The organism is Oceanobacillus arenosus, from assembly GCF_003369575.1.
GTDB classification, from domain to species: Bacteria; Bacillota; Bacilli; order Bacillales; family Amphibacillaceae; genus Oceanobacillus; species Oceanobacillus arenosus.
Window position 1 is genome coordinate 102,927 of sequence record NZ_PIOC01000033.1, and the last position, 24,166, is coordinate 127,092.

A 24,166-nucleotide genomic window follows, 5' to 3' on the forward strand; every position below is an offset into this window, starting at 1 on the left:
GCTTTACTTTCCTAAACAAAATTGTGAAAATAACTGGTCTATAAGGCTATCACTAGCAGTATCTCCAACAATTTCACCTAATAACTCCCATGTTCGTGTTACATCTATTTGTAAGATATCGATAGGCATCCCTATCTCTATCCCTTCCATTGCGTCCTCTAACGCATTACTTGCTTGTTTCAGCAAGTTAATATGTCTAACATTCGATACATAAGTCATATCACCAGTATCTAGTTCTCCTTCAAAAAACGTATCCGCAATCGCGCTTTCCAATACATCTACCCCTTCCTCTTCGATTAGAGAAGTGGATACAATTGGCCGAGTGCCTGCAAGTTGTTTCACTCTATCTAAATCTAGCTTCTGTGCTAGATCTGTTTTATTAATAATGACGATATAATCAAGCCCCTCGATTGCTGAAAACAGCTTCTCATCTTCTTCTACTAATACATCATTATAATTTAGTACAAATAGAATGAGATCCGATTCCTTCAATACTTGTCTTGACCGTTCTACACCAATTTTCTCAACAATATCTTCTGTTTCGCGAATTCCTGCAGTATCAACTAACTTTAGCGGAACGCCCCGAACATTGACATATTCTTCAATAACGTCCCTCGTCGTTCCAGGTACATTCGTTACAATTGCTTTATCTTCCTGAACAAGGGTGTTCATTAAAGATGATTTTCCGACATTTGGTCTGCCAATAATCGCCGTTGCTAGACCTTCACGCAAGATTTTCCCTTGCTTCGCAACACTAAGGAGTTTCTCAATTGCAGCATGAACCTCTTTTGTCTTCGTTCGCATCATTTCATGTGACATTTCCTCGACATCATCATACTCAGGATAATCAATGTTTACTTCAACCTGGGCAACGGTTTCCAATAAATCCTGACGCAACTTCTGAATTAATCCAGAAAGTCTACCATCCATTTGTTTTAAAGCAACATTCATCGCTTTATCTGTCTTTGCACGGATTAAGTCCATTACAGCTTCTGCTTGCGAAAGATCAATTCGACCATGCAAAAATGCTCGCTTCGTAAATTCACCAGGTTCTGCCAGCCTTGCACCATTGCTCAATACAATTTCCAACACACGCTTTACAGCGGTCATTCCACCATGGCAATTTATTTCGATTATATCTTCGCGGGTAAATGTCTTAGGTGCACGCATGACAGAAACCATTACTTCATCCGCAATTTCATTAGTTTCTGGATTTATTATTTTACCATAATTAATCGTATGTGTATCAACCTCTTGCAGATTTTTACCATTGAAAATTTTACTAGTAATCGAAACAGCCTCTGGTCCACTCAAACGAACGATTGCAATTGCACCTTCCCCGATTGGAGTTGATATTGCAGTAATTGTATCTGTCTCCATCCGTTACACCTCCTACATTTTTCCATCATTTATCTATATCAATTTCACATTGAATAATTTTATTGTCACTAACAAATTAGGATAACATATTTCTATAAAAAAATAAACTTATCCACAAGAAAAATTATTTTTCAAATATCAAAACCAATTATCAACATGTGGATAATTGGTTTTCCGTTTCGATTTACAAACAAATAAATGGATCTTGTTCTATAACAAGATCCATTTATCACATCATCTTTATTTTGTAATATACTATATTACTTTTCTTTATCTTCTTGTTTTTCCTTCTGATCAATCGTTCCATCTGATAGTGTATCCGAAACTTGCTTATGCGTTTCTGCTAATCCTTTTGACGCTTCATCATTCTTATCCTGATTATTCCGGTCAAATATTTTCTCAGCGACATCTTCCACTTTCTTCTTAGCCATTTCAAATCCCTCATTTCACTATTTGTATTCCCGCTTAAAACATTAGATAAACGCATTAAGAATGAGAAACGTTAGTTGCTTTTAGAGGAGGTAACGGATAAGTTGATATAAAGTGCCAACTAGTGACAATTATTATTGGAGTAAGAGAACAGTTTCTTTTCGGCGCAAACCTACAATCGATAGTTAGTGAAGAGAATCACTCTCTCATCATATATTAGATAATAATTGCACAAACCAATCGAAGTGTTTTTTCGGAGCGACTGGCCAGAGAGCATTTGATAATCAAGTTTTGTCTTACTCTATCTAAATAACGACAATTGATAAAAAACAAGCAAACAAAAAACCTTAGAGAGTCTCTAAGGTTTTATAACAATGTGACGATGTGGTTCGTCCCCGTCCGAATAAGTCGATACCGACTGGTGATGCTGCAGCTTGCTATGAATAATTTTCCGCTCGTAAGCTGGCATTGGCTCCAGGGCAACCTTTTTATTAAGTCTAAGTGCCTTATCCGCCATTCTTAATGCTAACGTTTCAAGCGTTTCTGCTCTTCTGCTGCGATAGCCTTCTGCATCTAATGTTACGGTATAGTAGGCTTTGTTATCCTTATTTAGAACAAGATGGGTCAAATATTGAAGGGCATTTAATGTTTGTCCACGTTTGCCTATAAGTAAGGCAATGTTCTCCCCACTTAAGTCAAAAGTGATATCATTTCCTTTAACCTTCATTGCAATGTCAACATTTAAATTCATTTTACGTGTAATTTCTTTAAGATATTTTTCTGCTTCGACAATTGGATCTTTAGCAAGGCTTACTTTTACAATGGCACGCTTTGCACCAAATATACCAAGTAATCCCTTTTTTCCTTCATCAATAATCTCAACTTCGACTTGATCGCTCGTGGTGTTTAACTGCTCTAATGCTGATTGGACCGCTTCTTCAACTGTTTGGCCGCTAGCAGTTATTTGTTTCACTTTTTGTCTCCTCCAGTACTACTCATCATTGGTTTATTAATCAATAATGTTTGAATAACCATAAAGATATTACCAGTTACCCAGTATAATGCAAGTGCTGCTGGGAAGAAAATAGCAGTAACCCCGATCATGATTGGCATCATGTAAAGCATCATTTTCATTTGCATAGCCATTTGTGGATTACTATTCACTGACGAATTCGTCGACATCATAAGCTTTTGCTGTAAGAATGTAAATCCAGCAGTTAAAATCGGCAAAATATAGTATGGATCCGGTGAACCAAGTTCAAACCATAGGAAGCTATAAGAGTTAATTTCACTTGTACGCCTAATCGCATGGAATATCGCAAGCATGATTGGCATTTGTATAAGAATAGGCAAACACCCGGCAAGTGGATTCACATTATGTTCCTTCATTATCTTCATTGTTTCTTCTTGTAATTTCTGCTGTGTCTTCTGGTCCTTCGAGCTGTATTTCGTCTGAACCTCTTTTAGCAGTGGTTGTACCTCTTGCATCGCTTTTGAACTTTTTAATTGTTTAATATTTAATGGCATTAAGATTAACCGAATAATAATCGTAACAATAATAATTGATAAACCATAACTATTATTAAATGTTTCGGCTATATTAATAATTACCCATGAAAGTGGATAGACAAATATAGTATTCCAAATTCCTTCACTTTCCGAGGTAATTGGTTGATCAATTTCCGTACAACCAGAAAGTATCGCTACTAACCCGATTAAGATTAAGAGCAGTAAATACTTTTTACGCAATTGTTTTCCTCCTTAACTCTAAAAACTCATTCTATCAGCTATTTTAGCTTAATTTAATTCGTGTAGCTATCCTAAACTAATCTCCATTGGTACTTTTTAATAAATGTTCTTTATATAATAGATGTGCTACACTTTTCTTTATTTCCGTAAACTCCATATCCTTCGTAGGTTGACGGGCAATAATTACAATATCATGAGGGTATAAGATGCTATCATTTAGCTCTTGAAAGGCCTGGCGCAAATAGCGCTTGATTCGATTCCGTGTTACAGCGTTTCCAATCTTTACCCCTACAGATAAACCAACGCGAAAATGTTCTTGATCTTGCTTCTGCACATAGTATATAACAAGCTGCCGATTTGCAAAAGACTTTCCTTTTTTAAAAACATGTTGAAATTCTGTATTCTTCTTTATTCTAAATTCCTTTTTCATTCTAATCACCTTTTCTAAGAGATAAGAAAGGATATTCTAGTCTCCCTTCACTCTACTTAGGTCTTATCAGGCACTCCCTAGTTGCATTTATACCTTCATATCTACCAAGCATAACCATATCTTTACGTAAATATGTATTGATTAATATAGACACTAACAAGCCTTTTATATAATGATGCAGGAAGGAAAATAGCGAGACTTCCTTCCTGCAGAAAACGTTCATCAACGTAAAAAAACCACTGACGCTTCAGTGGTCTTATGCAGATAATACTTTTCTTCCTTTACGACGACGACGCGCAAGAACTTTACGTCCATTTGCAGTACTCATACGTGAACGGAAGCCATGTACCTTTTTACGTTTACGATTATTTGGTTGAAATGTTCTTTTCATTTATATTGCACCTCCCCAAGGGATCTAAATATCCACTTAAGCATACTTATTATTATCACTGCACCCGACATTCTAAATAATTATACGTAAAACTTCCCCTATCTGTCAACTTCCTTTTTAATAAATATAACAAGGGATCCAAATTATCCGATGAACATTCCGGCTCTAGTGCTAAATTTCTAGCGCGGTTTTCCTTGTCTAATTACTACCCAAAAAAAATTATCCACACCAGTTGTGAACTAATTTTCGACAGTTTTTTTCTATCCACAACAATTATTTACAAGATAATCACAAAATATAGTGTTGTGGATAGAAATTATATACAAGCCCTAGTGTTTGTGGATAACCACGGAAAAACCATTGCATCCTTACGCTTTTTTTGTTATCATATTAGTGTTTTCACCTGTGGAAATCTATCACACCATTTTTACTTATGCACAATCTGTGGATAAGATGTGGATAGTAATTCACACCCGGACGAATAACCTTGTCAACAGCAATGTGGATAACCTAAATAACTGCTTTAGGCCTTTATTATATCTATCTTTTTTCATCCACATGGAAATTTCTGCAAAATTAATATTTGCCTCCATAATTCCTAAAGATTAGGCTCATATTAGAAACGCCTTTCCATCTTTTTTTAGATTGAGAGAGGCTTTTTCTGTCATGCCATCACGACTCTATTTCTGATTATGTGGCAACCTATAGTTGCATTCCTGTCGTTACTACCCTGTAAATAATTTCTATGAAAGGAGTGAAGTTAATTTTGGAAAATATTGATGAGTTATGGCTTGCTACCCTAGAAAAAATTGAAGAAAAGGTAAGCAAACCTAGCTTTGATACATGGTTAAAGAATACAAAAGCAGAAGCACTTGAGAAAAATACCTTGGTAATTTCTGCACCAAATGAATTTGCTAGAGATTGGCTAGAAACACAATATACTGAACTAATTTCTGATATTATTGACGAAATTACAGGTACGAAATTACAAGCAAAATTTATTATTCCTGACTCTGCACCAGAGATTAATGAAGTGAAACCAGTACAAAAGCAAGCAATGATAAGCAATGATGTATCAAAGTCCATGTTAAATGAAAAATATACCTTCGACACATTCGTAATCGGAGCTGGTAATCGGTTTGCACATGCAGCTTCACTTGCTGTAGCTGAAGCACCTGCAAAGGCGTATAACCCTCTTTTCATTTATGGTGGTGTTGGACTAGGGAAAACCCATCTCATGCATGCTGTCGGTCACTATGTCCGAGAACATGATCCAAGTGCGAAGGTTGTCTATTTAACATCTGAGAAATTTACCAATGAGTTTATTAACGCAATTATGGATAATAAGACGACACAGTTCCGAAATAAATATCGTAACGTGGACGTCCTTTTAATAGATGATATTCAATTTATTGCTGGAAAAGAATCGACACAGGAAGAATTTTTTCATACTTTTAATACATTACATGAGGAAAATAAACAAATTATTATTTCAAGTGACCGACCACCACGCGAAATTCCGACATTAGAAGACCGCTTACGCTCAAGATTTGAATGGGGATTGATTACCGACATTACGCCACCAGATCTTGAGACAAGAATTGCAATTTTAACAAAAAAAGCAAAAGCAGAGGGATTAGATATTCCAAGCGAAGTCATGCTTTATATCGCAAATCAAATTGATACGAACATTCGTGAGCTTGAAGGTGCACTTATTCGTGTTGTTGCATATTCTTCCTTAGTAAACCAGGATATTGATGCCTCTCTTGCAGCAGATGCACTGAAAGATATTATTCCCAGCAGCAAACCAAAGGTAATTACCATTCAAGGAATTCAGGAATTAATAGGCGAGAAATATAATATTCGCATGGAGGATTTCATTGCGAAAAAACGTACGAAGTCCATTGCTTTCCCTAGACAGATTGCAATGTATTTAGCAAGGGAGTTGACCGACTTTTCCTTGCCGAAAATTGGCGAAGAATTTGGCGGACGTGACCATACAACCGTAATTCATGCACATGATAAAATCTCAAAAATGCTTGTAGAGGATTCCAGTTTTAACCGGGAAATAGAAGAAATTAAAGAGCGGCTAAAATCCTTTTAACTATTTCATGAAACTTTTCCACATGTGAATAGTGTTTATAACGGTTCACCTTTATGAACACATTATCCACATGTGGAAAACTAATTCAGATATAGAAAAAATCGACTTATCAACATAATCACAGCGCTTATTACTGTTATTACTATATTTTTATAAAAAATAAATATATATAGAACTTCCATTAGGAGGATTATTTTATGAAATTTATCATTCAACGAGATCAATTAATCGCTAGCGTTCAAGATGTGATGAAAGCAATCTCTTCAAGAACCGTTATTCCAATATTAACTGGATTAAAAATTGAAGCAAAACACCATGGAATAACACTAACTGGTAGTGATTCTGACATTTCAATTGAATCGTACATTCCAGCAGAGGAAAACGAAATCGTGAATGTCGAACAAATTGAAGAAGGAAGTATTGTATTACAAGCAAAATATTTTCCAGATATTGTACGTAAATTGCCAGAGAAAACAGTAGAGATTGAATCGGATGAGCATCTAAAAGTAACCATTCGTTCTGGAAAAGCGGAATTTAATTTAAATGGGCAAGATGCTGAAGAATATCCATTACTACCAAAAATCCAAACAGATGATAGTTTTGAAATCCCAATTGACTTATTAAGAAGTATGATTAAGCAAACCGTCTTCGCTGTATCGACAATGGAAACAAGACCAATTCTAACTGGAGTTAATATTAAATTAGTAGATAACCAACTAACCTTTATCGCGACAGATAGTCATCGTCTAGCATCAAGGGAAGTCCCAATTACAAATGCAAATACGGAATTTCGAAATATCGTTGTACCAGGGAAGAGTCTGAATGAGTTAAATAAAATATTGGATGATACGGAAGAAACAGCGGAAATTAGCGTAACGAATAACCAAATTTTATTCCGTACAAAGCATCTGAACTTCCTGTCGCGTTTACTTGATGGGAATTATCCAGAAACTGCTCGGTTGATTCCAGAACAAAGTAAAACGAAAATCCATGTCAAAACCAAGGAATTACTCAATACAATTGATCGTGCCTCATTGCTTGCAAAAGAAGAACGAAACAATGTTGTAAAACTAGCTACAAAAGCTGGCAATCAAATTGAAATTACAAGTAATTCTCCGGAAATCGGTAATGTTGAAGAGGAAATGTCAATCCAATCCATTGATGGAGAAGATTTGAAGATATCATTTAGTTCTAAATATATGATCGATGCCTTAAAGGCGATTGAATACGATGAGGTAACGATTGATTTCACTGGCGCAATGCGTCCATTCATCATTCGCCCAGTGAACGACACATCTATCCTGCAATTAATTTTGCCAGTTCGGACGTATTGATTATTTTAGGTGTTCTCTAAAAGATTGGAATTGTAATGGTTCACTCCAACATCATAAGAAGAAGGACGTTTATCCACATGTTGATAAACGTCCTTTTCTGCTTATAATCAAAATTTAGGCGTAATAGGGCGTTTTTATGATAAATAAAGGGTAATCCTTCCCTAAACGTAAAATCTTTAGTAAAATAGGTATATATAACTTTTAAAGGTTAATTACTTTAAAATAAAGCTCCAATCTAATATTTTTCAAATCCTCTTTAAAATTCAAACAGAATCTGGTGATAATCATGCAAGAAGAAGTAAAAATCAATACGGAGTACATCACACTGGGTCAACTTGTTAAGCGATTAAACATTTTGGAGTCTGGTGGCATGGTGAAGTCCTACTTACAGGATGTTGGCGCAATTGTTAATGGGGAATTAGAGCATCGTCGTGGAAGAAAACTCTATACAAATGATGTGGTAGAAATAGAGGACGTCGGTTCCTACATTGTTAAAAAAGAGGATTAAGCTGCATGCACATTGAACAATTGAATTTAAAAAACTACCGAAACTATGAGCAATTAGAGGTTTCTTTTGATGATAAGATAAATGTGATCATAGGTGAGAATGCTCAAGGGAAAACAAACCTAATGGAAGCAATCCATGTTTTGTCATTTACAAAATCCCATCGAACGACACATGAAAAAGAACTTATCCAATGGGACAAAGAATATGCTAAAATAGAAGGTAGGGTAACAAAGCGACAACAAAGTATTCCATTGGAAATCATTATTTCTAATAAGGGAAAAAAAGCCAAATTAAATCGATTAGAACAACGCCGCCTCAGCGACTACATTGGTGCGGTGAATGTAGTCATGTTTGCTCCTGAGGATTTGAACTTAGTCAAAGGCCCACCACAAATTAGAAGAAGATTTATTGATATGGAGCTTGGACAAATCCAACCAACCTATATCTATCACTTAGGCCGATATCAAAAGATATTAAAGCAAAGAAATCATTTATTAAAGCAAATGCAACGAGGAGCTAAACAAGATAAAGTAATGCTTCAAGTTTTAACGGATCAATTAGTAGAACATGCCGCAGTCATCCTAGAAAAGCGATTTGCATTTCTAAAATTATTGCGTACTTGGGCAGGACCCATTCATTACGAAATTAGCCGGGGAATAGAAACATTAGAAATTCAGTATCAAGCAACAATTGAAGTATTAGAAGAAGCAACCAATGAAGAAATAGAAACGATCTATTTGACTAAGTTTGAGGAAATGCAAACAAAGGAAATAGAACGTGGCACCACGCTTATCGGACCCCACCGTGATGATCTACTTTTTTCTGTAAATAAAAAGGATGTACAAACCTTTGGATCCCAAGGACAACAGCGAACAACGGCATTATCAGTCAAGCTTGCTGAAATTGAACTGATTCATAAAGAAATTGGCGAATATCCTATTTTGCTTTTAGATGATGTGTTAAGTGAACTGGATGATCATCGACAATCCCATTTATTAAATACCATCCAAGGAAAAGTGCAAACCTTCGTCTCTACTACGAGTGTTGATGGAATTCATCATGAAACCTTAAAGGCGGCATCGTTAATTCGAATTGTTAATGGAGAAATAGCGAGATAGTCCAAATTCCAAGGAGGGTCTCCAAGATGTTCATTCATATTGGCAATGGCAACGTTATTCGGTCCCAAGATATTATTGCAATTATTGATTACCATTCGATTGACGCATCTTCTGCTAAAAATAACGTCATTGGTCCGACCGAAAATGCAAAATCAGTCGTCATTACAGTAGATATGGTCTATTACACAACCATATCGGTAGCAACGTTACAAAAGCGGGCAAATATTGTGTCTTCGATTAGCAAGCTAGAAGACTAAACAGAATCAAGTAACCCCTTAGCTGGTGAAATTCCCATTTAAAGGTTAAACATATTGTTTTACTACAGATAAGCAGCATATCTGTATTCCGTAAGTTAGATTCCGACCTGCCGCAGCAAGGATAGGAGGAATCCTAAGTTTTCTAAAAAGAAATGAGTGTGAGAGAATGTCAATGGATGACAAAGTTACAAATAATGCAGCATATGATGCAGATCAGATTCAGGTCCTTGAAGGATTGGAAGCGGTTCGTAAACGTCCTGGGATGTACATTGGATCAACAAGTGAAAAGGGCTTGCATCATCTTGTCTGGGAAATTGTTGATAATAGTATTGATGAAGCACTAGCTGGATATTGTGATCGCATTAATATCATTATCGAGAAGGATAATAGCATTACCGTAAAAGATAATGGGCGCGGCATTCCAGTTGATATTCAGAAGAAGACAGGAAGACCAGCAGTAGAAGTTATTATGACCGTTCTCCATGCGGGAGGAAAATTCGGTGGCGGAGGCTATAAAGTTTCAGGCGGACTCCATGGTGTTGGGGCTTCAGTTGTTAACGCATTGTCCAGTGGTCTAGAGGTATACGTTCATCGTGATAACAAGGTATATTTTCTAGGCTTCCAAAGAGGTAAGGTATCCGAAGAACTAAAAGTAATTGGTGACACAGAAATTACGGGTACGGTTACCCATTTCTCTCCTGATCCAGAAATTTTCACAGAAACGACAGTATTTGACCATGACACATTAGTGAAGCGTATCCGCGAATTAGCCTTTTTAAATAAAGGATTAACACTGACGTTAGAAGATAAGCGAACAGATAAAGAGATTGAAACTTACCACTATGAAGGTGGGATAAAATCCTACGTTGAATATATTAACCGAACTAGAGAAGTATTACATGAGCCATTCTACGCTGAAGGAGAAGACCAAGAAATTGCGGTAGAGGTTTCCATTCAATATAATGATGGATTCGCTAGTACCCTTCTTTCATTCGCTAATAATATTCATACGTATGAAGGCGGAACACATGAAGTCGGCTTTAGAACAGGCTTAACCCGAATAATTAATGATTATGCACGAAAGAATAGTCTAATTAAAGAAAATGAAACCAATCTATCTGGTGATGATGTACGTGAAGGGATGACAGCAATTGTCTCGATTAAACATCCTGATCCACAATTTGAAGGGCAAACGAAAACAAAGCTCGGAAATAGTGAAGTACGTACGATAACCGATTCGGTCTTTAGTGATTTATTTTCAAAATTTTTATATGAAAATCCTGCAATTGGCAAAATAATTGTTGAAAAGGGCTTGATGGCATCAAGGGCAAGAATGGCTGCCAAGAAGGCACGTGAGCTGACACGAAGAAAAAGTGCATTGGAAATCTCAAGCTTACCTGGGAAACTTGCGGACTGTTCATCTCGAGATGCAACAATCAGTGAGCTCTATATCGTTGAGGGTGACTCTGCAGGTGGGTCTGCGAAGTCTGGACGTGATCGTCATTTCCAAGCAATCCTTCCATTGCGTGGGAAAATTTTAAATGTTGAGAAGGCCCGTCTAGATCGAATTTTATCGAATGCAGAAATACGCTCAATGATCACAGCACTTGGTACTGGTATTGGTGAGGAGTTTGATATAACAAAGGCACGTTATCATAAGGTTGTCATTATGACAGATGCGGACGTTGATGGTGCGCATATTCGTACCTTACTATTAACATTTTTCTTCCGTTACATGCGTCCATTAATCGAGCATGGTTATATATATATTGCGCAGCCACCGCTTTATCAAGTAAAGCAAGGCAAGGCAGTGCATTATGTTTATGATGATAAGCAATTAGATGCGTTATTAGAAGAGCTTCCGAAGGCACCGAAGCCTGGTATTCAGCGCTATAAAGGTCTTGGCGAAATGGACGCAACACAACTATGGGATACAACAATGGATCCAGATCAACGAACATTGCTTCAAGTTGAATTAACCGACATGGTTGACGCGGATCAAGTATTCGATATGTTGATGGGCGACAAAGTAGAACCAAGAAGAATTTTTATTGAAGATAATGCACAGTACGTTCAAAATTTGGATATATAAGCACATGAACAGGAACGACCGTTGGATTTAGATGTATTTATCTGAATTTGGCATCTAGAAAAGCACAGATAGTGCTTTTCTTTTAGGAGGTATCAGGATGGCAGAGGAAGAACGCCGAAGTGTTCAAGAAATAAATATTAGTAAAGAAATGCGCACGTCTTTTCTTGATTATTCCATGAGTGTTATTGTCTCAAGGGCATTACCAGATGTACGTGATGGCATGAAGCCAGTACACCGAAGAATCTTGTATGCAATGAATGATCTTGGAATGCACGCTGATAAAGCACATAAAAAGTCAGCGCGTATTGTCGGTGAAGTTATTGGTAAGTACCATCCACATGGTGACTCAGCAGTATACGAGACGATGGTACGGATGGCGCAAGACTTTAGTTACCGCTACATGCTTGTCGATGGGCATGGAAATTTCGGTTCCGTTGATGGTGACTCAGCTGCGGCAATGCGTTATACGGAAGCAAGAATGTCAAAGATTGCTATGGAGCTTGTCCGTGATATTAATAAAGAAACGATCGATTACCGCGATAACTACGATGGTTCAGAACGGGAACCGGTTGTATTCCCTGCTCGTTTTCCAAATTTACTGGTTAATGGAACATCAGGAATTGCAGTTGGGATGGCAACGAATATCCCACCACATAATTTAAGCGAAACGATTGATGCAGTGCTAGCGGTTAGTAAAGACCCAGAAATAACAGTTGATGAGATAATGGAAAACCACATTCCTGGTCCTGACTTCCCAACTGCGGGAATCATCATCGGTAGAAGTGGTATTCGGAAGGCATATGAAACTGGTAAAGGATCGATTACGATTCGGGCAAAAGTAGAAATTGAAGAACATGCAAACGGTAAGTCAACGATTCTTGTTACGGAATTGCCTTATCAAGTCAATAAAGCAAGATTAATTGAAAAGATAGCGGAGCTCGTTCGTGACAAACGGATCGAGGGGATTACCGATTTACGTGATGAATCAGACCGTAATGGGATGCGTGTTGTGATGGAGTTACGCCGTGATGCCAATGCAAATGTCATATTAAATAATTTATATAAACATACGTCCATGCAAACAACATTCGGTATTAATATGCTTGCCCTTGTTGACGGAAGACCTAAAGTGTTAACAATCAAGCAATGTTTAGTACATTACCTAGATCATCAAAAGGAAATAATCCGTCGTCGTACGGAGTTTGAACTTCGAAAAGCAGAGGCACGTGCACATATTTTAGAAGGATTACGAATTGCCCTGGATCATCTTGATGAGGTAATTTCATTAATTCGTAATTCAAAAACAGCCGATATCGCAAGAACCGGGTTAACCGAGCGCTTTAATTTATCTGAGAAGCAAGCACAGGCTATCTTGGATATGCGTCTCCAACGATTAACTGGTTTAGAGCGTGAAAAGATAGAAAATGAATACAATGAGTTACAAGCTTTAATTTCAGAATTAAAGGCGATTTTAGCGGATGGAGAGAAGCTTTTGGAAATTATTCGTGAAGAGCTTCTTGAAATTAAAGAACGCTTTGGTGATGATCGTCGTACGGAAATTGTCGCTGGTGGAATTGGCTTCTTTGAAGATGAGGATTTAATTCCTGTAGAGGATATTATTGTTACCCTTACACATCAAGGCTATATTAAACGTCTTCCAGTATCGACCTACCGTACGCAAAAGCGTGGTGGCCGCGGAATTCAAGGAATGGGAACGAATGAAAATGACTTTGTGGAGCATTTATTATCCACTTCGACCCACGACACGATCCTTTTCTTTACGAATAAAGGGAAGGTGTATAAGGCGAAGGGATATGAAGTACCTGAATTTAGTCGTACTGCCAAAGGGCTCCCAATCATCAACATGCTGCAAATCGAAAAAGGAGAATGGATCAATGCGGTTATTTCTGTAAATGAATACAGAGATGATGCATACCTCTTCTTTACTACAAAAGAGGGAATTACAAAGCGTACCTCATTATCGATGTTTGCCAATATCCGCAAAGGTGGAATTATTGCTGTTGGCCTGCGCGAGGAAGATGAGCTTATTTCCGTAAAACTAACGGATGGTACGAAGGATATTATGATTGCAACACAGAATGGTTACCTCATTCGCTTTGAAGAAACACAAATTCGTTCAATGGGACGAACAGCTGCAGGGGTAAAAGGTATATCGTTACGCGGTGATGATGTCGTTGTCTCCATGGAAATTATCGAAAAGGATTCGAAGATATTACATGTTACAAGTAATGGATTTGGAAAACAAACGCCAGAATTAGAGTATCGCCGAATCAACCGAGGCGGTAAAGGTGTATTTACATGTAAATTAAATGAGAAAACCGGTCATGTTGTCGCAGTTAAAGCCGTAACAGGCGACGAAGACTTAATGCTTATTACGATTGCCGGTGTGTTGATTCGTATTCCAGTAGCAAGTATCTCAGAAACGGGACGCAGCACAATGGGTGTCCACCTTATTCGCTTGCAGGACGGCGAGGAAGTAGCAACCGTTGCGAAAATTGAGCATGAGGAAGAAGAAGAGGTCCTTGCTCCGAATACAGAAGAAACGTCAGATACAGTAGTAAATCAAGAAACAGAAGAAGAATAAGATTAATGGATAAGGTGGCTTACTGAAGGGTAGTCACCTTATCTAATTTTGTAATGAATGTTAGTTGAACAGAATCGGGATTATTCCGGGATAAACTGGGGGAAATAACATGTTAGTAGCACCATCACAACTTGTTCCAGGATGCGTTTTATTAAGAGACGTGAAGGGGAAGTCAAATCGACCAATCATACCAGAGAAGACAGTCTTAACGGAGGAACATATCATCATTTTGCAGAAATACTTAATTCCAATGGTAGACGTTGCTACAAAACTTACGACAGGCGATACATATGTACCAAAACAGGTTGTTGTAGAGGAAGTAATGAAGCAAGGAACGAAGCAGACGCTATCCTTTAGCAATCACTATAAAGAAGTTGTTGGAAAGTATAAGAAGCTATTTATGCAGTGGCAAAATGGGATGCCAATTGATATATCAGCTGTAAGAGAATTGATTATTCCACTGTTAGAAAGAATCGATGATATTAGTTCAGATGCATATTCACTCCATCATGAAGCAACGAAAACAGAATATCTTTATTATCATAGTGTGGCGGTTGGCATATTGTCCGCCTATATTGGGAGGAAGCTGAAGCATCCAAAGGGTGTATGGTTACAAATCGGTCTTGCTGGATTTCTAAGTGACTGCGGAATGGCAAAAGTAGATCCAGCGATAATTTCAAAAGCGGGCTCTTTGACCAATTCTGAGTTTGCAGAGATTAAAAAGCATCCAACATATTCATATCGCTTACTAGAGCATGTTCCAGCAATTACTCCTTCCGTTAAGCTCGCGGTTTTGCAGCATCACGAACGTTTAGATGGTAGCGGCTACCCACTCGGGATAGCACAGGATAAAATCCATCCATATGCAAGAATTATCGCAATTGCCGATACGTATTATGCGATGACGAGTGAACGATTATATCAAGAAAGAAAGTCTGCATTCCAAGTAATAGAGGAGTTACAAAAGGAACAATATTCGAAGTTAGACCATCAGATTGTTAACGTCTTTATTCATCACTTGGTTAATGTTTCGGTTGGCACAAGGGTTGTGTTGTCTAATGGGCAGGCTGGCAAAATTGTCTTTACTAATTCTGATAACCCGACACGACCAATGGTGCAATTAGACGCAAATGCTGAAATTATCGTCTTAAAGGATACACCAGATTTATATATTGATGAAATAACAAAGAACTAGCCTGATGGTTAGTTCTTTGTTATTTTGAGCTCTCTCTTATTGTTTGTTGCTATTTATATAAAGTGCGATGTAACTTAATTGGGAGCTTCCTCTCAGGCCAGTCGCTCTAGAAATACACTTCGCGCACCTTAGGGGAGCTGTCGAGCCTTCTTGTTCTATCGCATTTCGAAGTCTCGCCTAGGCTCTTCTTCCCGCAGGAGTCTCCGTGTATTTCTTCCGCTGGGGTTGTGAAGAACCGTATATAAAAGAGTGGCTTATCACTTACAAATGTTGTTAATTGAAGTAATACAATCTAACCTTTTGCATATGCTCAACTAATTATTTCCTTGCCGTTCGATTGATTTGTAAAGAGTTCATGCTCGAGCATCGTTGGTATTTTCTCTGCTGTTGTTTGCAGGAAATGTGTGATGAATGGATAATCCAGATCAGGCTTTAGTTGTAATAACTCTCCCCACCACTCTGTTTCATAGCGGCTTAACATACTTAGGTTGTATAAAAGCAAGTAGTGAATGGTGATCTCAGAAATTGGATAAAACGATTCCCGATGGATAGGAAAGTAAATGGTTTCATCGTACATATGCAGGAAAAAGGGTCCCATTTCTACTTGTTTAAGCAATTCCGTTAATTCGATTTGGATGGTCGTTCTATCATGTGTAATCTGTTTAATCAGAGGCAAATGGGACTGAATGCGCTGTACAAAGGCATTCAGCGTTAAATGGTATGTATCTAATAAATCCATTGGAAATTGTAGATATGGAGAATTGCAAGAGCCAACCCCCACCATTTTCTTGTGTTTTCCATAAGCAAATAGAGGTGTCATTTCAGGGATTAGTGCAAGCAGTTCCCCCATTTTAATTTTTTCAAATGGCAGCTTTTTCATAGCAAATAAATGCTCTGCAAAATATGGAAGCAGCCCGTGATGCTGAACCTTTACTTCATCCTCCATAAAGCTATAATTCCTTTTCTTCCGTTTTCTAGTTGTGACACCATGTGCTAGATGGCTCGTAGATTCAGGATAATTCGGTCGCTTTGTTAATAGGCATGCCTTCAGTAAATGAGTCATTCCATAAAAGTATAAAATTGGACGTGCAAAGAGATCGACCTTTTTCCCACTTTCAAAGAACTGATTCCCATGGTCAAGATAATATATAAATGGATTGCAATTTTCATAGCTCTTTGCTTCTGCATCGATGATTCCAATTTTTTTATAGCTTTGAAGCAGATATTTCTGTGCCGTTTGCTGTGATTGTAAATAGGTATAAAAACTATTTGATTTATTCATCAATTTACCTCAAGTTGAGATTTCTGAATCTATTTTCTATTTAGTTTCCACCAATCTCTAGTTGAAAAATAGGGTGTATTGGCGTATTGTATATAAAAATAGATATACCTACCTAGTTTAAGCTTTATACTTAATTTACATACATAAAAATAAAAGGAGGATGAATCATGCGTGAAGATAAGTTTACGAAAGAGGGATTAACTTTTGATGATGTGTTGTTATTACCTGCTGCATCAGAGGTATTGCCAAGGGATGTTGACCTTAGCACAGAGTTATCACCAAACCTGAAGTTAAAGACACCATTTATTAGCGCGGGGATGGATACTGTTACAGAAGCAGAAATGGCGATTGCGATGGCCCGTCAAGGTGGCCTTGGTGTGATTCATAAGAACATGACGATCGAGGAGCAAGTAGAACAGGTTGATCGTGTGAAACGTTCAGAGAGTGGAGTAATTACGAATCCATTTTTCCTAACTCCAGAGCATCAAGTGTATGACGCGGAACATTTAATGGGGAAATTCCGGATTTCCGGTGTGCCGATTGTAAATTCAATTGAGGAACAAAAATTAGTAGGTATTTTAACCAACCGGGATTTACGATTTATCCAAGATTATTCTATTTCCATTGCCGAAGTAATGACAAGTGAGAAACTTGTCACAGCCCCAGTAGGAACGACATTAGAAGAGGCTGAAAATCTTCTACAACAATATAAGATTGAAAAGCTTCCGTTAGTGGATGATAATAATATTCTTAAAGGGTTAATCACAATCAAGGATATTGAAAAGGTAATTGAATTCCCAAATGCAGCAAAGGATAAACAAGGGAGACTAATTGTTGCAGCAGCGGTTGGTGTTACAGGCGATTCGGTGAAACGAATTGAAAAGTTAGTTGCCGCTGGAGTAGATGCGATTGTTATTGATACTGCACATGGACATTCGAAGGGTGTATTGGATCAAATTAAAGCGATACGCAATACGTTCCCTGATTTGGATATTATTGCAGGAAACGTGGCTACTGCTGAAGGTACGAAGGCTTTAATTGAAGCTGGAACAACGATTGTAAAGGTAGGAATTGGACCTGGATCAATCTGTACGACACGTGTTGTTGCAGGTGTAGGAGTGCCGCAAATAACTGCTGTACATGATTGTGCTGTCGCTGCAAGTGAATATGGCGTTCCAGTCATTGCTGACGGGGGAATTAAATATTCAGGCGATATCGTGAAAGCATTAGCAGCCGGCGCACATGCGGTTATGTTGGGCAGCATGTTTGCAGGAACTACTGAAAGCCCTGGTGAAACGGAAATTTACCAAGGAAGAAAGTATAAAGTATATCGTGGAATGGGATCACTAGGAGCGATGAAGGCAGGCTCGAAGGACCGTTACTTCCAAGAGGAATCCGATAATAAGAAACTTGTTCCAGAGGGGATTGAAGGAAGAGTTCCATATAAAGGATCTATTGCCGATACGGTGCATCAATTGGTTGGTGGACTTCGCTCAGGAATGGGTTATTGTGGGACAGGTACAATCGAAGCATTACGTAATGATAGCCAATTTATTCGCATTACAAATGCTGGTTTACTTGAAAGCCATCCACATGATGTTCAAATTACGAAAGAAGCGCCAAACTATTCCATTCGATAGATTAACAAAAGCGCAAGCGCCCGTTTAGCGACGTACGGAGGTGAGGAAAGTCTCGCTAGTCGCTGGAGCTGGACGTGGCCTATCCTATCATAGGAATTATAAGTAAAAGTTTTTCTTAATTGTCATAAAGTAGATGGGGGATTTTCGACCTCCGTCTATTTTTTTGCACCTTTCTATGTTAAAATAACATGGTGCATATTTTTACTGTACAAAAAATTGTTGGAGGTACGGGAAGTTGAAACAAACTATCAAGAAGGGACTGTCATTGTTACTTATTTCTTTAGTTATAATGACGTCATTAATCATACCATCATTTTCTGCACAAGCAGCAGGAACGGTCGATTTGAATGCAGAATCGGCAATATTAGTAGATGCGAAAACAGGGAAGGTTTTATACTCTAAAAATGCAGATGTAGCTCTTCCTCCAGCGAGCATGACAAAAATGATGACAGAGTATCTTGTACTTGAAGCAATTAATAATGGGGATATTAGTTGGGAGACGACAACACAAATAAGTGACTATCCATTTAAAGTCTCTGCAAATCCATCCTTTTCAGGTATTGGATTAACGCAAGATAAGGACTATAAGGTTCGTGATTTATATAATGCCATGGCCGTTTTCTCTGATAATGGTACGACGGTGGCACTTGCAGAACTGGTTGCAGGCTCTGAAGCTGAATTTGTAAAATTAATGAATCAAAAAGGGAAAGAAATGGGTCTTCCTGAATATAAATTCGTCAATGCAACAGGGATCGATAATGCTGACCTTGTAGGCATTAACCCAAATTTAACAGATGAAAATGGCAGCAATTTGCTATCAGCTAAATCAGCTGCACTATTAGCATTCCACTTAATTAACGATTATCCTGAGGCATTGGACATATCGAAACAAACAACAGTAGAATTTGAAGGTTATACAGTAGAAAATCTTAATTGGATGCTTCCACATGATGCAACTAATTTTAAGCAATATTATTATGAAGGCATGGATGGTTTAAAAACGGGCCATACTATTTTAGCAGGATATACGTTTACAGGAACATCTGAACGAAATGGCAACAGGTTAATTTCAGTTGTCATGAAAACAGCTAGTGAAGATGAACGCTTTAAAGAAACAGCGAAATTGATGGATTATGGTTATACTGGTTTTCAATTAACAGAATTATTCCCGAAAGGCTATAAACTGGAAGGTGAATCCGCTATTCCAGTTGCAAAAGGGAAAAAAGATACGGTTCAAGTTTCCTTAAAGGAAGGCGTAACATTACCAATTAATCCGGATGATGCAGACAAGTATCACATCGTATACAATATCGATAAGGATAAACTGAATAAGGAAGGCGAATTGACGGCACCAATTGAAAAAGGTGCAGTAGTCGGTACAGCAACCCTTACATTTGATGGAGAAAATGACTTTGGTTATATTTTCCCGGAAAACGGATCTACAATCGATTTAGTAACAGATAATGCAGTAGAGAAATCAAATTGGTTCATGCTTACATTAGGTGCTATCGGAGACTTCTTTGCAAATCTATTTACGACATCTGTCGATTGGATTAAAGGTTTATTCAGCTAATATTAGAAACACACTTGCATTCGACTAGAAAAACAATTAAAATAGACTGTAATTATAGGTAAACAGTATTGATAGGAACTAGTAACAGCATCTCTATCATGAGAGAGTCGGTGGTTGGTGCAAATCGACGTTAGAATGTTGTGAATCCATCCTTGAACTGGTTTATGGAAAAGATCATATCTTAGTAAATAAACCCGGTGTTGTACCGTTAAAACAATTGAGCCGGAAGAGATAATCTCTTCAACAAGGGTGGCAACGCGGGAAATATACTCTCGTCCCTATTTTTAGGGACGGGAGTTTTTTGTATGCAAATTGAGAGGTAATCATGCGCTCACTTTATAAGTGCCACTAGTTTAAAAAATAGTTAAGGAGGAATTTCTATGTTAGACATGAAGTATTTACGTAATAATTTTGCTGAGGTAAAGGGCAAGCTCACACATCGTGGGGAGGATTTATCTGAGCTCGATCATTTCGAGGAACTAGATAGCAAACGAAGAGAATTGATAGTTCAAACGGAAGAGTTAAAGGCGAAGCGCAATGAAGCAACGAAGCAGATTTCGGCATTAAAGCGTGAGAAAAAAGATGCAGAGCCAGCAATTAAAGAAATGCGCGAAGTTGGTGACCAAATTTCCGTACTGGATCGCGAGTTAAATGAAATTGAAGAGCATCTTCAGCAAATCATGCTGTCTATTCCAAATATCCCGCATGAAAGTGTACCTGTTGGTGAGGATGAAGATGATAATATTGAAATCCGCAATTGGGGTGAAAAGCCTGCGTTTAATTTCGAGGAACAAGCGCACTGGGATATTGCGTCTAAGCTGGACATTCTAGATTTTGAACGAGCAGCAAAGGTAACCGGCAGTCGCTTTGTATTTTATAAAGGACTTGGTGCGAGACTTGAGCGCGCGCTGATTAACTTTATGATGGAATTGCATGCGGATCAACATGGTTATGTGGAGATGCTTCCACCAACGATCGTGAATCGCGCGTCGATGACTGGTACTGGGCAGCTTCCGAAATTTGAAGAAGATGCGTTCAAGCTAGAGGGTTGGGATTACTTTATGGTTCCGACAGCAGAGGTTCCAGTAACAAATTATCATCGCGATGAGATTTTGGCTGGTGAGAATCTACCGATAAAATATGTTGCATTTAGCAGCAGCTTCCGTTCTGAAGCAGGTTCTGCTGGACGCGACACACGCGGATTAATTCGCCAGCATCAATTCAATAAAGTAGAGCTTGTTCATTTTGTAAAACCAGAGGATTCTTATGAAACATTGGAAATTCTTACTGGTCACGCTGAAAGGGTATTGCAGCTTCTAAACTTACCATACCGTGTCATGAGCATGTGTACAGGTGATCTAGGCTTTACCGCAGCGAAGAAATATGACATTGAAGTTTGGATGCCAAGCCAGGATAAATACCGCGAAATATCTTCTTGCTCTAATTTCGAAGCCTTTCAAGCAAGACGTGCAGGCATTCGCTTTAGAAGAGAAGCAAATGGTAAACCAGAATACGTTCATACATTAAATGGATCAGGTCTTGCACTTGGTAGAACCGTTGCGGCCATCTTAGAAAATTACCAACAAGCGGACGGTTCTGTAATCGTTCCAGAAGCATTACGTCCATATATGTGTGGTAAAGAAGTCATTAAATAGTTTGAGACAAGGTAGAGAGCAGAAATTGCCCTTTACCTTTTTTTCTATACAGGGAAAAAGGTTTTATTCCTAATTAACTGGCTGTAAGACCCCCACTTAATGAAGTTTCACTTTATAAAAAAGTGTTGCTTTAGGCAGATAAGGCAAGACGTGCGAATGATTAGTTGATATATAGTGTGGACTATGGATAATTTGGTTTCAGATCTTTAGAGAAGTTGAAATCGCTCAAAAGGTTATATTGCTTTACTTCAATTAACATCGTTTGTAAGTGGTAAGCCGCGCTTTTATATTTGACTTTTTACAACCCCAGCGTAGTGTATTTCTGGAGCGACTAGTCCGAGAGCTTTAAGCACTAAACTTAGTCCGCACTTTATCTAAAATACCAACAAGTATAACAGAACAATCCATTCAGAAAGTGAATAATGACGGGAAATTTGTCGGAAATAACATTGACAATCGAAATTGAGAATGATATATTATAACTTGTCGCTACGGAGGTATACCCAAGTTCGGCTGAAGGGATCGGTCTTGAAAACCGACAGGCGGGTCAAACCGCGCGGGGGTTCGAATCCCTCTACCTCCTCCATTAAACGAATTTAATTAGTATATTATAGATGAAAAACCGCTACAATTGTAGCGGTTTTTTTACTGTCTATCTTTTAATAATGAGTCTAAAAAATGATCAGGTATTTGAAATCCCCCTTCGCCAATTCCTAGGGGATTTACAGCGTAATTTGACGTTTCTTGTTCTTTAATATAGGTTACTTCTTTATACAATCGCTCCATTTTCAAATCCAATTCATTTGCAGCAGTTGCTGCATTCGTTAATTCTTTCACTAGATGCTCGGGAATTGATTTATTGTATTTATAATAAATTTTATGCTCGAGGCTTGCCCAGAAGTCCATTGCAACCGTGCGAATTTGGATTTCAACATATACCTGTTCCTCCCTGTCAGACATAAACACAGGAATAGCCAACACTAAATGCAGGCTCTTATAACCATTTGATTTTGGATTTTTAATATAATCCTTGCATTCAATTAACGTAATATCCTTCTGCTTTAGGATCATGTCACTTATCTTATAAATATCTGCCGTAAATGAGCAGACAATTCGAATGCCAACGATGTCCCTTATATTCTCTTTAATCGAATCTAACGACATCTCAATATTTTTACGAAGCATTTTTTGCAAGATGCTTTCTGGTGATTTGATACGTGATTTTATATGTTCGATTGGATTATAATCGTGGAAAAGCTGGAATTCCTCTTTTAAAATCGTTAACTTTGTATCCATTTCGCGCAAGCCAAATTTATATGTCATCATGAATCGAGTAATTTGATCTCTGATTTCCTTCATTTGTTGTACCTGATCCTTTTCCATAGCAAGTATTCCTTTCTAACGACTAGTATCGAAACAAGTAAATTATAACAAAAATCCTAAATAAATGACTGGTTTATCCTCCTTTTCACCTTGACAAAAAGGTAACGAGATAATATAGTTCAAAATAATTCGTTGGATAAAACATTAGAATGGAATAATTTTTTTGGGACAATCGAGGTAATACCTATTGAGGAAAGTTTTACATATGGAAGAGGGATTATACTTAATGAATAAAATGATAGCCTTTTTAGGGGCTGGATCTGTTGCAGAAGCGGTTATTTCCGGAATGCTGCGGTCCGAAATGGTAAATAGAGAACAAATCATTGTTACAAATCGAAGCAATCAGGAACGACTAGAAAAAATGAAATCCAAGTACAATGTTCAATGTATGAAAGATAAAGAAAAGGCATTTAAACATGCTGATATTGTCGTGCTTGCTGTAAAACCAAATAATGTTGATGAATCGCTTGAATCGATTAAAGCATATTTGAATCCGAAACAATTAATCATTTCCATCATTGCCGGAGTGACAACAGAATCAATTACGAATAAAATTGGCATCGATGTCGCTGTTGTGCGCGTGATGCCTAATACATCAGCATCAATTGGCTATTCAGCAACAGCAATTACTGCTGGACAATTTGCCACGGATGAACAGGTTGCGCTCGTTGAGGCACTCTTTAAATCAATTGGCATTACATCGATTGTAGCCGAAGATGACATGCATATTGTGACCGCTGTATCTGGAAGTGGCCCAGCATATGTCTATTATTTAGTAGAAGCGATGGAGAAGGCTGCGACGGATGCAGGATTAGATAGTGCTATTGCGAATCAATTAATTACGCAAACGATAATTGGTGCTGGAGAAATGTTGAGGCAATCAGGGGAAACGGCAGTCGAATTACGGAAGAAAATTACAAGCGCTAAAGGTACAACTGAAGCGGGAATTAAGAGCCTAGAGGAAGCTAATTTTCAAACAATTGTAGTTGAATCGTTGAAGTGCGCACGTGACCGATCAATTGAATTAGGAAAAAATTGAGA

Annotated in this window: 20 protein-coding genes, 1 tRNA gene and 1 other annotated feature; of the genes, 13 read left to right on the plus strand and 8 right to left on the minus strand. The window is 37.9% G+C overall.

Annotation, left to right across the window (positions count from 1 at the left end; translation table 11 throughout):
• Positions 1-3: 3 nt before the first annotated feature.
• From mnmE to rpmH, 6 genes are all read right to left on the minus strand, one after another.
• Positions 4-1,380, minus strand: coding sequence for a tRNA uridine-5-carboxymethylaminomethyl(34) synthesis GTPase MnmE (mnmE, locus tag CWR48_RS19725; protein WP_115775003.1), 1,377 nt, complete (start codon positions 1,378-1,380; stop codon positions 4-6).
• Between the two features lie 260 nt (positions 1,381-1,640).
• Entirely contained in the window at positions 1,641-1,811 is a 171-nt protein-coding gene (locus CWR48_RS19730) for a YozQ family protein (RefSeq protein WP_115775004.1), read from the minus strand.
• A gap of 356 nt (positions 1,812-2,167) precedes the next feature.
• Entirely contained in the window at positions 2,168-2,782 is a 615-nt protein-coding gene (jag, locus tag CWR48_RS19735) for an RNA-binding cell elongation regulator Jag/EloR (protein WP_115775005.1), read from the minus strand.
• On the minus strand, positions 2,779-3,558 hold the full coding sequence (yidC, locus tag CWR48_RS19740) for a membrane protein insertase YidC (RefSeq protein WP_115775006.1): 780 nt from the start codon (positions 3,556-3,558) through the stop codon (positions 2,779-2,781). Before yidC ends, jag begins: the two co-directional genes overlap by 4 nt.
• A gap of 76 nt (positions 3,559-3,634) precedes the next feature.
• A complete protein-coding gene (rnpA, locus tag CWR48_RS19745; protein ID WP_115775007.1) occupies positions 3,635-3,988 on the minus strand; it encodes a ribonuclease P protein component in 354 nt (117 codons plus the stop codon).
• Positions 3,989-4,244: 256 nt separating this feature from the next.
• Entirely contained in the window at positions 4,245-4,379 is a 135-nt protein-coding gene (gene rpmH / locus CWR48_RS19750; RefSeq protein WP_081594803.1) for a 50S ribosomal protein L34, read from the minus strand.
• 766 nt (positions 4,380-5,145) lie between these two features.
• On the opposite strand from rpmH, the gene dnaA reads away from it, so the two are divergent.
• From dnaA to CWR48_RS19790, 8 genes are all read left to right on the plus strand, one after another.
• A complete protein-coding gene (dnaA, locus tag CWR48_RS19755; protein WP_115775008.1) occupies positions 5,146-6,483 on the plus strand; it encodes a chromosomal replication initiator protein DnaA in 1,338 nt (445 codons plus the stop codon).
• 197 nt (positions 6,484-6,680) lie between these two features.
• Positions 6,681-7,817, plus strand: coding sequence for a DNA polymerase III subunit beta (gene dnaN / locus CWR48_RS19760; protein WP_115775009.1), 1,137 nt, complete (start codon positions 6,681-6,683; stop codon positions 7,815-7,817).
• Positions 7,818-8,103: 286 nt separating this feature from the next.
• Complete coding sequence (gene yaaA, locus CWR48_RS19765) at positions 8,104-8,325, plus strand: S4 domain-containing protein YaaA (RefSeq protein WP_115775010.1); 222 nt, start codon at positions 8,104-8,106, stop codon at positions 8,323-8,325.
• A gap of 5 nt (positions 8,326-8,330) precedes the next feature.
• Positions 8,331-9,443, plus strand: a complete 1,113-nt coding sequence (gene recF / locus CWR48_RS19770; protein ID WP_115775011.1) for a DNA replication/repair protein RecF — start codon at positions 8,331-8,333, stop codon at positions 9,441-9,443.
• 26 nt (positions 9,444-9,469) lie between these two features.
• On the plus strand, positions 9,470-9,700 hold the full coding sequence (gene remB / locus CWR48_RS19775) for an extracellular matrix regulator RemB (protein ID WP_115775012.1): 231 nt from the start codon (positions 9,470-9,472) through the stop codon (positions 9,698-9,700).
• 166 nt (positions 9,701-9,866) lie between these two features.
• Complete coding sequence (gyrB, locus tag CWR48_RS19780) at positions 9,867-11,792, plus strand: DNA topoisomerase (ATP-hydrolyzing) subunit B (RefSeq protein WP_115775013.1); 1,926 nt, start codon at positions 9,867-9,869, stop codon at positions 11,790-11,792.
• Between the two features lie 97 nt (positions 11,793-11,889).
• A complete protein-coding gene (gyrA, locus tag CWR48_RS19785) occupies positions 11,890-14,397 on the plus strand; it encodes a DNA gyrase subunit A (RefSeq protein ID WP_115775014.1) in 2,508 nt (835 codons plus the stop codon).
• Between the two features lie 109 nt (positions 14,398-14,506).
• Positions 14,507-15,592, plus strand: coding sequence for an HD-GYP domain-containing protein (locus CWR48_RS19790; RefSeq protein WP_115775015.1), 1,086 nt, complete (start codon positions 14,507-14,509; stop codon positions 15,590-15,592).
• A gap of 310 nt (positions 15,593-15,902) precedes the next feature.
• Here CWR48_RS19790 and CWR48_RS19795 read toward each other — a convergent pair whose 3' ends face one another.
• Positions 15,903-16,874: a YaaC family protein gene (locus tag CWR48_RS19795; RefSeq protein ID WP_115775016.1), complete on the minus strand. Its 972-nt coding sequence runs from the start codon at positions 16,872-16,874 to the stop codon at positions 15,903-15,905.
• 167 nt (positions 16,875-17,041) lie between these two features.
• Between CWR48_RS19795 and guaB the strand changes: the two genes are divergently transcribed.
• From guaB to CWR48_RS19815, 4 genes are all read left to right on the plus strand, one after another.
• The gene (gene guaB / locus CWR48_RS19800) at positions 17,042-18,514 is read left to right on the plus strand and encodes an IMP dehydrogenase (protein WP_115775017.1); all 1,473 of its coding nucleotides are present in this window, start codon (positions 17,042-17,044) and stop codon (positions 18,512-18,514) included.
• A 235-nt stretch (positions 18,515-18,749) separates the two neighbouring features.
• Complete coding sequence (locus CWR48_RS19805; protein ID WP_115775018.1) at positions 18,750-20,087, plus strand: serine hydrolase; 1,338 nt, start codon at positions 18,750-18,752, stop codon at positions 20,085-20,087.
• A gap of 59 nt (positions 20,088-20,146) precedes the next feature.
• Positions 20,147-20,370, plus strand: a binding site (T-box leader).
• Positions 20,371-20,467: 97 nt separating this feature from the next.
• On the plus strand, positions 20,468-21,742 hold the full coding sequence (gene serS, locus CWR48_RS19810) for a serine--tRNA ligase (RefSeq protein ID WP_115775019.1): 1,275 nt from the start codon (positions 20,468-20,470) through the stop codon (positions 21,740-21,742).
• A 493-nt stretch (positions 21,743-22,235) separates the two neighbouring features.
• Positions 22,236-22,328, plus strand: a tRNA-Ser gene (locus CWR48_RS19815).
• 59 nt (positions 22,329-22,387) lie between these two features.
• Here CWR48_RS19815 and CWR48_RS19820 read toward each other — a convergent pair.
• On the minus strand, positions 22,388-23,125 hold the full coding sequence (locus CWR48_RS19820; protein WP_115775020.1) for a GTP pyrophosphokinase: 738 nt from the start codon (positions 23,123-23,125) through the stop codon (positions 22,388-22,390).
• 226 nt (positions 23,126-23,351) lie between these two features.
• Between CWR48_RS19820 and proC the strand changes: the two genes are divergently transcribed.
• Entirely contained in the window at positions 23,352-24,164 is an 813-nt protein-coding gene (gene proC, locus CWR48_RS19825) for a pyrroline-5-carboxylate reductase (protein ID WP_115775086.1), read from the plus strand.
• The last annotated feature ends 2 nt before the right edge of the window (positions 24,165-24,166 follow it).

What these genes read in the sequence shown, in the direction of transcription:
- CWR48_RS19730 (WP_115775004.1), bottom strand. Translation starts at nt 1,811, where the DNA reads ATGGCTAAGAAGAAAGTGGAAGATGTCGCTGAGAAAATATTTGACCGG.
- gyrA (WP_115775014.1), top strand. Translation starts at nt 11,890, where the DNA reads ATGGCAGAGGAAGAACGCCGAAGTGTTCAAGAAATAAATATTAGTAAA.
- guaB (WP_115775017.1), top strand. Translation starts at nt 17,042, where the DNA reads ATGCGTGAAGATAAGTTTACGAAAGAGGGATTAACTTTTGATGATGTG.
- remB (WP_115775012.1), top strand. Translation starts at nt 9,470, where the DNA reads ATGTTCATTCATATTGGCAATGGCAACGTTATTCGGTCCCAAGATATT.
- rpmH (WP_081594803.1), bottom strand. Translation starts at nt 4,379, where the DNA reads ATGAAAAGAACATTTCAACCAAATAATCGTAAACGTAAAAAGGTACAT.
- CWR48_RS19790 (WP_115775015.1), top strand. Translation starts at nt 14,507, where the DNA reads ATGTTAGTAGCACCATCACAACTTGTTCCAGGATGCGTTTTATTAAGA.
- dnaN (WP_115775009.1), top strand. Translation starts at nt 6,681, where the DNA reads ATGAAATTTATCATTCAACGAGATCAATTAATCGCTAGCGTTCAAGAT.
- CWR48_RS19820 (WP_115775020.1), bottom strand. Translation starts at nt 23,125, where the DNA reads ATGGAAAAGGATCAGGTACAACAAATGAAGGAAATCAGAGATCAAATT.
- mnmE (WP_115775003.1), bottom strand. Translation starts at nt 1,380, where the DNA reads ATGGAGACAGATACAATTACTGCAATATCAACTCCAATCGGGGAAGGT.
- rnpA (WP_115775007.1), bottom strand. Translation starts at nt 3,988, where the DNA reads ATGAAAAAGGAATTTAGAATAAAGAAGAATACAGAATTTCAACATGTT.
- CWR48_RS19795 (WP_115775016.1), bottom strand. Translation starts at nt 16,874, where the DNA reads ATGAATAAATCAAATAGTTTTTATACCTATTTACAATCACAGCAAACG.
- gyrB (WP_115775013.1), top strand. Translation starts at nt 9,867, where the DNA reads ATGTCAATGGATGACAAAGTTACAAATAATGCAGCATATGATGCAGAT.
- serS (WP_115775019.1), top strand. Translation starts at nt 20,468, where the DNA reads ATGTTAGACATGAAGTATTTACGTAATAATTTTGCTGAGGTAAAGGGC.
- yaaA (WP_115775010.1), top strand. Translation starts at nt 8,104, where the DNA reads ATGCAAGAAGAAGTAAAAATCAATACGGAGTACATCACACTGGGTCAA.
- proC (WP_115775086.1), top strand. Translation starts at nt 23,352, where the DNA reads ATGAATAAAATGATAGCCTTTTTAGGGGCTGGATCTGTTGCAGAAGCG.
- recF (WP_115775011.1), top strand. Translation starts at nt 8,331, where the DNA reads ATGCACATTGAACAATTGAATTTAAAAAACTACCGAAACTATGAGCAA.